Below are 8,369 nucleotides of genomic sequence, written 5' to 3'. Positions count from 1 at the left end.
TCCACGCGTACCCATCCCGAACACGACCGTTAAGCCCTCCAGCGCCGATGGTACTTGGACCGAAGGGTCCTGGGAGAGTAGGACGCCGCCAAGCAATTTAAACCATTGTTGAGTATTTCAACAATGGTTTTTTGCGTTGTGCAGACCTGTGGAAATGTTGTGGATAAATTCAGAAAAAGACAGAAAACTTACGCACATGTGGACACAATATCGTGAGATTGATCGTCACATTTTTGTGGATACAATGCACATTTATATTGGATCGTCAAGTGAAAAGCTGAGTAATACACGGTTTTTGTGGATAAAAACTTGAATATGTGGATAAAATCCGGTAATTCGGGGATAACTCTTGGGTTTGTTGAAATTTAATCCTTGTAGAGAAAACTTTGAGGTCTGGGTCTGTGGATAAGTTGTTAATATATTAGATTTTTTCTTTGAGTTAGCAATGAAGGTCGGATGCCTGTATACTCACATTAGATCGATTATCGTACAGATGAGGTGAGTTAATGGAGATCAGGCAATTGAATTCCACTGAATTTGAGGATAGCGTAAGCTTATCCCAATATGCTTTTCAGTATAAACTTTCCACCGAAGACAAAGAAAAGGGACAAGAAAGATTCAAGCCGGAACGGATTTGGGGAATCTTTGAGAACGGGGCGCTTAGCGCCATGCTAACGCTGCTTCCATTAGAGGTCAACTTACAAGGCCGTACCGTGTCTATGGGGGGAATTGCAGGTGTATCCACATGGCCGGAGAACCGCAGACAAGGACTTGTAGCCAAATTGTTGTCCCATACGCTGGAGACCATGAATGAAGCTGGACAAACCTTATCCTTTTTGCATCCTTTCCTGATCCCGTTCTATCGTAAGTTTGGCTGGGAAATTTATTGTGAGACCAAGAATTATACTATTCCTGTCTCGAAGTTTCCTCGAAAAATCGATGTTAAAGGAATTGTCCGCCGCGATGTGCGAGAGGATCTTGAGAAGCTTGAACCATTATATGAGCGTTTTGCCACCCAATATAACGGAACTCTCGTTCGAAGCAAAGACTGGTGGGAACACTCCGTCCTGAATGAGAATACACATCATGCAGTCTTTTATTCACCAGAGGGTGATGCAGAAGGTTATATCCTGTATAGGTTGGAGAATAGAGAACTGATCATTAGAGAGTTTGTTTATTTGAATGAAGCCTCGCGTCAAGCACTATGGACCTTCCTGGCTAATCATGACTCTATGGTGACTGGAGCAGCTCTAAAGTTTGTGCCAAGTGATGATATTCTGCCTTTCCTGCTGCCGGATCCTCGAATAACCCAGGAGAATCATCCTTATTTTATGGGCCGTATTGTGAATGCCAAGGCTTTTGTAGAGGAGTATTCTTTCAGTGGACTAGCTTCTTCCCGTCAGTTAAAGCTATTTATTGAGGATCAGCATGCGCCGTGGAATCATGGACTTTGGGAATGGCAGGTTACTGACCAAGGGACGGCGTTCCTGGAAAAGATCGAAGGTGAGCGCTCACAAGGAGATGTGGTCCTCGATATTGGAACTTTGACGATACTACTGCTAGGCTATAAACGTCCCGCGGAAATGGCCAAGGTAGGAAGGTTAACCGGAAGTGATACAGAAGTACAGTGGCTTGAGGATATCATCCCGGCACAGAAGACAGCATTGTTTGACTTTTTCTAATCCTAATCATTGATACAAGAACCAAGCTCTTTCATGGCAGTCGCTGTGAAGGAGCTTTTTACACCCCAAAAGGTGTGATTTTACGCTCAAGCTTCGAATACAATGATCGCATTTTGTAAAAAATAAGAGTAGCCACTTGGCATTGCAAAAAAATATGTTATAATATTAAAAAAGTCAAAGAAAGTCAAAGTCAACGCAAGCCAAAACAAGAGGTGTTTTGAACTTCCCACTGACTTACAAGGTATGTAATTTCGAACGCTTAGGTCACACTATAGTGTCTGTACCGTAGTATGAAGTGGCTATGACGGTCAGGATTCGCCGTTTCGTAGTTGGGTAAGTTCTTTAAAGACCGCTTTGACCGGACTGTTGACATTCTTTCGAGTGGCAATATTGCAACATCAAGATTGGAATACTGGAGGATGAGTGATGCGTAATATCTCCGATATTATCGAACAATATCTGAAGAATATTTTGCATGAAAGTCCCGAAGGTACGGTGGAAATCCAGCGAAATGACCTGGCGGACCAGTTCTCATGCGTGCCGTCACAGATCAACTATGTCATCAGTACACGCTTTACTCTTCAAAAAGGTTACATCGTGGAGAGCAAACGCGGAGGCGGCGGTTATATCCGGATTCAGCGTTTTGAGTTACCTCAGAATGTGGCCTTGCATACCCATCTGAATCATACGATTGGGGCCGGAATTGATCAAAATACTGCCGAGGGGCTAATTTATCAGCTGGAGGAAGCCCGTTTTCTAACCCAGCGGGAAGCATGTCTTATGCGTGCTGCCATTTCCCGGGAATGCCTGACGGTTAAGCTTCCGTACCGGGATGAGATTCGTGCCAAGCTTATGAAGGCCATGCTAATCTCTTTATTGGGCAAATAAACGTCAATCCTAAGGGAGGGACTTTACCTTATGTTATGCCAGGAATGTGGCGCCAAGCCGGCAACGCTCCATTTTACTAAGATCGTGAATGGGGAGAAGACGGAATTTCATATTTGTGAGAGCTGTGCGCGGGAAAAGGGAGAACTGATTCCGGGAACAGCCGGAGGCTTCTCCATTCACAGTTTGCTCTCTGGTCTGCTTGATCTCGAAGGGGCAGGTAAGGAGAAGACTGCGGCAGCGAAGACCACACAAAGTCTCCAGTGCGAAAATTGCGGAATGACTTATTCCCAGTTCAGTAAACTTGGCCGCTTCGGCTGTAGCTCTTGTTACAAGTATTTCAACAGTGCCTTGGACCCGCTGTTTAAGCGTGTGCATGGCAGCACGGCGCATGTGGGCAAGATTCCGAAACGCGCCGGAGCACGGATTGTCTTCAGACGTCAAATCGACGAACTGAAGCTGCAGTTGCAGCAGAGCATCACCCAGGAAGAGTTCGAAACCGCGGCCCATTTGCGGGATCAGATTCGTGAACTTGAAAAAGAAATCGCACAAGAGTAAAGTCTTTGATATATAGGGGGGATATGACATGTCAAGTCTCCGTTTTACCGAAAAAGCACTTAGTGACTGGATGCGCAGCGACGGTGATCATTCTGAGATTGTCATCAGCAGTCGTATGCGAATTGCCCGCAATTTGCAGCATCTCCCTTTCCCTCTGCTTGCATCGCTGGAGCAGTCGGAAGAGGTATTAGAGCAGCTTAGTCCTGTGTTTCAAGGAGAGGCTGCAGCAGATTTTGGCACCTTTCAGCTATTGAGGCTGGATGATCTGGAGGAACTGGATAAGAAGGTACTGGTGGAGAAGCATCTCATCAGCCCTAACCTCGCCAATGATTCTCGCGGCGGAGCCGTGATTCTGAACGACGATGAGTCGGTCAGCATTATGATCAACGAAGAGGATCATCTGCGGATTCAGTGCCTTTTCCCCGGACTCCATGTCAAGGAAGCATGGGAGCGCGCCGCAGCCATTGACGATATCTTTGAGGCTTCAGTCAATTATGCTTTTGATGATAAAAGAGGATACCTCACTAGCTGTCCAACAAATGTTGGAACAGGTCTCAGGGCATCCGTGATGCTGCACTTGCCAGCTCTCGTCATGACGCATCAGATTAATCGCATTCTCTCAGCTGTGAATCAGGTGGGATTGACCGTAAGAGGAATTTATGGTGAAGGTAGCGAAGCAGTAGGGAACATCTTTCAGATCTCCAATCAAATCACCCTTGGACAAACTGAAAGTGAAATCATAGAGAACCTGCACAGCGTAGTGACACAGATTATCGAGCATGAACGAAATGCCCGTGAGCGTCTGCTGGCCGATTCAGCGCTGCGGATTACCGACCGGGTGATGCGTTCTTACGGTATTTTGTCCTATGCAGCAGTGATGGAACTGAAGGAATCCGCTCAACGTCTGTCGGATGTCCGGCTTGGGGTTGATCTGGGTATCCTGGAAGGGCCATCGCTCTCCGTGCTCAACGAGCTGAATGTCAAGACACAGCCTGGATTTTTGCAGAAAATGTTTGGCGACGAGATGACATCCACCGAACGCGATATGTATCGGGCGAAGCTGCTCCGCGAAACATTGGGATCACAACATTAATTATAGATATTTAATATTCATGGAGGTGCAGGAGATATGATGTTTGGAAGATTTACGGAACGCGCACAAAAAGTGCTTGCTTTGGCGCAGGAAGAAGCCGTTCGTTTGGGACACAACAATATTGGGACAGAACATATTTTGCTTGGGCTTATTCGCGAAGGAGACGGAATTGCCGCAAAAGCATTAATCGGTTTGGGTCTGGGTCTTGAGAAGATTCAGGACGAAGTGGAAACACTGATTGGCAGAGGCCAAGAGCAGCCTACGAACATTGCTTATACTCCTCGCGCCAAAAAAGTTATCGAGCTGTCGATGGACGAAGCCCGCAAGCTGGGTCACACGTATGTCGGCACGGAGCATATCCTGCTCGGGCTTATCCGTGAAGGCGAGGGCGTAGCTGCCCGTGTACTTAACAATCTGGGCATTAGCCTGAACAAGGCCCGCCAGCAAGTGCTGCAGCTTCTGGGCAGCAGTGAGGCGGCTTCTAGCCACACCGGTACTCCAGCTAATGTCAGCACACCAACGCTGGATGGTCTGGCCCGTGATTTGACGGCATACGCTAAGGACGGCAACCTTGACCCGGTTATCGGCCGGAGCAAAGAAATTGAGCGCGTAATTCAGGTGCTCAGCCGTCGTACTAAGAACAACCCGGTGTTGATTGGTGAGCCAGGGGTTGGTAAGACAGCTATTGCCGAAGGCTTGGCACAAAAGATCATCAACAATGAAATTCCCGAGACCCTGCGCGACAAACGTGTCATGACCCTGGACATGGGTTCCGTAGTGGCCGGTACAAAATACCGCGGTGAGTTCGAAGACCGCCTGAAGAAAATTATGGACGAGATTCGCCAAGCGGGTAACATCGTGCTCTTCATCGACGAGTTGCATACTCTGATTGGTGCAGGTGGCGCGGAAGGTGCCATTGATGCCTCCAACATCTTGAAACCGGCCTTGGCCCGTGGAGAGCTGCAGTGCATCGGGGCAACGACGCTGGACGAATACCGCAAATATATTGAGAAAGATGCTGCCCTGGAGCGCCGCTTCCAACCGATTACGGTGGATCAGCCTTCTCCAGAGGAAGCTGTACAGATTCTGTTCGGACTTCGCGACCGTTATGAAGCTCACCACCGTGTGAAGATTACGGATCAAGCGATTGTAGAAGCTGTTAAGTTGTCTGACCGTTACATTCCAGACCGGTTCCTTCCGGACAAAGCAATCGACCTGATCGACGAAGCGGGCTCCAAGGTAAGACTCAACTCCTACACGATTCCGCCGAATCTGAAGGAACTGGAAAGCCGCTTGGATGATATCCGCAAAGAGAAGGATGCTGCGGTACAAAGCCAGGAGTTTGAAAAAGCGGCTGCGCTGCGTGACACTGAACAGAAAATCCGTGAGGAACTGGATACCACTAAGAACCAGTGGAAAGAAAAACAAGGCCGTACCGATTCCGAGGTTACGCCTGAGGATATCGCACAGGTTGTGGCTAGCTGGACCGGCATTCCGGTCAGCAAGCTGAAAGAAGAAGAGACGGACCGCTTGCTGAACATGGAAGCTCTGCTTCATGAACGTGTCATCGGCCAGGATGAAGCCGTGAAGGCTGTGAGCCGGGCACTCCGCCGGGCACGTGCGGGTCTGAAAGATCCGAAGCGTCCAATGGGCTCCTTTATCTTCCTTGGACCAACTGGTGTGGGTAAGACAGAGCTGGCTCGTGCGCTAGCTGAAGCAATGTTCGGCGACGAGAATGCTGTGATTCGGATCGACATGTCGGAATACATGGAGAAGCACTCCACGTCCCGTCTGGTCGGAGCTCCTCCAGGGTATGTAGGATATGAAGAAGGTGGACAGCTGACCGAAAAAGTACGCCGTAAACCTTACTCTGTTGTCCTGCTGGATGAGATCGAAAAGGCGCATCCGGAAGTATTCAACATTCTGCTGCAAGTACTTGAAGACGGTCGTCTGACCGACTCTAAGGGCCGGGTAGTCGACTTCCGCAACACACTGATCATTCTAACCTCCAACGTTGGAGCACAGGCGATCAAGAAGAATTCGACGCTGGGCTTCACCGCTGTACAAGATGCAGGAGCAGATTACAGCAATATGAAGGGCAAAGTTATGGAAGAGCTGAAGAAGAGCTTCCGCCCTGAATTCCTGAACCGGATTGACGAGATCATCGTCTTCCACTCTCTGGAAGAGAAGCATATTGCCGAGATCGTGACCTTGATGTCCGACGAGCTGCGCAAGCGGCTGCGTGAATATGACGTTGATTTTGTTCTTACGGATAAGGCCAAGGCGTTTCTGGCCAAGGAAGGATATGATCCTGCCTTTGGTGCTCGTCCACTTCGTCGGGCGATCCAGAAACATATTGAAGACCGTTTGTCCGAGGAATTGCTGAAAGGCAATATCCAAAAAGGCGATTCGCTGACCATTGATGAGGTTGATAACGAGCTTGTAGTTAACCGGGAGGTCAAACCGGAAAGCCTGCCTTTGGAAAAAGAAGTAGAAGCTGAATAAGAATTGTTATACAAAGCCCTCAATTCTCCGATAAGAGAATTGAGGGCTTTTTTAAATAGTTCTCGCTGAAACGGATACCGTCCCTTAGAGGACGGCAAAGCTATTTCTACTTGCACGAAAGCATTCTTTTTAGGAAAACCGCCCATCCTAAAGGGAAACAGGTGCAAATCGCTTCCGGAATGGCCTTTCGTTCAAGGGACAGAAATGGTAAACTTTTATTGGCAGGAAATATTCTGTTTTTTACAAAAGTTCGGACAGTAAGGAGAAGTCATGGCCAAAGCGAAAACAAAGTTTTACTGCACCGAATGCGGGTATGAATCACCCAAATGGTTTGGAAAATGCCCGGGCTGCCAGGCATGGAACTCCATGGTGGAGGAAACAGAAAGCGTAGTCAAAACCCAGGGCATGAGCGCCCCTATTTTTCATAGTAAAGAAAAAGCGCAGTCGATCATAAATATAGAAAGTGACAAGGAGCCGCGTATCCTGACAGGCATTGGCGAACTCAACCGTGTCCTGGGGGGCGGCATTGTTCCCGGCTCACTGGTGCTGGTGGGCGGCGATCCCGGCATTGGGAAATCCACGTTACTACTTCAGACCTCACATGCTTTAACGACGCAGGGGCTGCGCGTGCTGTATATCTCTGGGGAGGAATCGGTGCGCCAGACTCGTCTGCGCGCAGATCGCCTCGGGGCGTTGTCAGGTGAGCTATACGTGCTGTGTGAGACCAACATGGAAAGCATCGAGGAAGCGATAGAACAGATTCAGCCGCAGTTCCTTGTCATTGACTCCATTCAGACCGTATTTCTGCCTGAGGTTACAAGTGCACCTGGCAGTGTTACACAGGTTCGGGAATGTACGACAAGATTCATGCGAATCGCCAAAATCCGCGGAATTGCCACAGTACTTGTAGGGCATGTCACCAAGGAGGGCGCCATCGCTGGACCGAGAATGCTGGAACACATGGTGGATTGTGTGCTGTATTTCGAAGGGGAGCGCCATCATACGTACCGGCTACTTCGGGCGGTCAAGAACCGCTTTGGTTCTACCAACGAGATTGGCATCTTCGAAATGGGTGAGGGAGGACTTGTTGAGGTCGAGAACCCTTCCGAGCTTTTCCTGTCAGAACGCCCGCTTGGGGTGGCGGGATCGACAGTTGTGGCCAGTATGGAGGGCACGCGGCCGGTGCTTGTGGAGCTGCAAGCCCTTGTCGCAGCGACACATTTTCCGTCTCCAAGGCGAATGTGTACAGGGATGGATCACCAGCGGATGGCACTGATCATCGCCGTGCTGGAGAAACGGATGGGCATGTTCTTACAGAATCAGGATGCCTATCTCAATGTAGCTGGTGGCGTGAAGCTGGATGAGCCGGCGATTGATCTTGCCGTGGCTGTCAGCATCGCCTCCAGTTTTCGGGATATTTCGACTAAACCGTATGATGTATTCTTCGGGGAGGTTGGGCTTACCGGTGAGGTGAGAGGCGTGTCGCGTGCAGAAACACGTGTTAAGGAAGCCGCGAAACTTGGCTTCCGGCGGGTCATCATGCCTGAGAAGAGCATGAAGGGCTGGAAGCACCCGCAAGATATTCAGATTATTGGCGTCAGTACCGTAGCAGATGCACTATCGGTCGCGTTAGATTAGGGGGCACA

The 8,369-nt window shown here is 49.1% G+C and carries 6 protein-coding genes and 1 rRNA gene; all 7 read left to right on the top strand.

Annotated features, from left to right (window positions below; all coding sequences use genetic code 11):
• Positions 1-94: ribosomal RNA gene (gene rrf / locus ACFRAM_RS26800) — 5S ribosomal RNA — on the top strand; the annotation flags it as partial.
• A 412-nt stretch (positions 95-506) separates the two neighbouring features.
• Positions 507-1,682 (top strand): GNAT family N-acetyltransferase, encoded by a 1,176-nt coding sequence (locus ACFRAM_RS26795; protein WP_379469910.1) that lies wholly within the window; start codon positions 507-509, stop codon positions 1,680-1,682.
• A gap of 426 nt (positions 1,683-2,108) precedes the next feature.
• Positions 2,109-2,570, top strand: a complete 462-nt coding sequence (locus ACFRAM_RS26790) for a CtsR family transcriptional regulator (RefSeq protein ID WP_066367794.1) — start codon at positions 2,109-2,111, stop codon at positions 2,568-2,570.
• Between the two features lie 30 nt (positions 2,571-2,600).
• Positions 2,601-3,125 (top strand): protein-arginine kinase activator protein McsA, encoded by a 525-nt coding sequence (mcsA, locus tag ACFRAM_RS26785; RefSeq protein ID WP_379469907.1) that lies wholly within the window; start codon positions 2,601-2,603, stop codon positions 3,123-3,125.
• Positions 3,126-3,153: 28 nt separating this feature from the next.
• A complete protein-coding gene (gene mcsB / locus ACFRAM_RS26780; protein ID WP_175370368.1) occupies positions 3,154-4,218 on the top strand; it encodes a protein-arginine kinase McsB in 1,065 nt (354 codons plus the stop codon).
• Positions 4,219-4,254: 36 nt separating this feature from the next.
• Positions 4,255-6,723 carry an ATP-dependent protease ATP-binding subunit ClpC gene (gene clpC / locus ACFRAM_RS26775; protein WP_175370367.1) on the top strand — a complete coding sequence of 823 codons (2,469 nt, stop codon included), beginning with the start codon at positions 4,255-4,257 and terminating at the stop codon, positions 6,721-6,723.
• Between the two features lie 270 nt (positions 6,724-6,993).
• The gene (gene radA, locus ACFRAM_RS26770; RefSeq protein ID WP_175370366.1) at positions 6,994-8,361 is read left to right on the top strand and encodes a DNA repair protein RadA; all 1,368 of its coding nucleotides are present in this window, start codon (positions 6,994-6,996) and stop codon (positions 8,359-8,361) included.
• Positions 8,362-8,369: the final 8 nt, after the last annotated feature.

The organism is Paenibacillus sp. NPDC056722 (assembly GCF_042790635.1).
GTDB lineage: Bacteria > Bacillota > Bacilli > Paenibacillales > Paenibacillaceae > Paenibacillus_AQ > Paenibacillus_AQ agri.
This window is presented reverse-complemented; position numbering and strand designations above follow the sequence as displayed.